Source organism: uncultured Maribacter sp., assembly GCF_947496775.1.
GTDB lineage: Bacteria > Bacteroidota > Bacteroidia > Flavobacteriales > Flavobacteriaceae > Maribacter_B.
Genome location: NZ_CANMDU010000055.1, coordinates 1 through 478 on the forward strand (window position 1 = coordinate 1; position 478 = coordinate 478).

The following is a 478-nucleotide window of genomic DNA, read 5'->3' on the forward strand; positions in this document are numbered from 1 at the left end:
GGTACGGCAACTATATCGGTAACTACACAAGATGGTAACCACATAGCTACATCAATAATAACAGTACAAGCAGCAGCTATAATAACTTTTGACCCTTCTACAGGAGTTTATACAGCACCTGCGGGATCTATAGTTACTGTAGAGTTACAATCATTTGGAGCAGGAAAGGGCCGTGCGACTATTTCAGCAGGGGCTTTTTTAATGTTGAATACTATTTGGAATGTTGGTGACACAACATCTTTTTTTGATTCTGATGACGGAACTTTTGTAATGCCACCTTCAGGGGTAGTTACGTTTACTGGAAATCATTTAGATATTATATCTAATTCTACTTCAACAGTACAAATATCAAATAGTCTACAGACTACTAATATATCTTTTACTATGGATGCTAATCAAGGAATGCCTCAATAGTAATGGTTACTATTTTTTCAGATAATAAAAAACTACAATGAATAGCTTATATAAATATTTAGTT

The 478-nt window shown here is 34.1% G+C and carries 1 protein-coding gene; it reads left to right on the forward strand.

The genetic code is table 11. The annotated features are described in order from the left end of the window. A partial coding sequence (locus Q0856_RS18050; RefSeq protein ID WP_298507234.1) for a hypothetical protein occupies window positions 1-414 on the forward strand: 414 nt, incomplete at its 5' end. Window positions 415-478 lie beyond the last annotated feature (64 nt).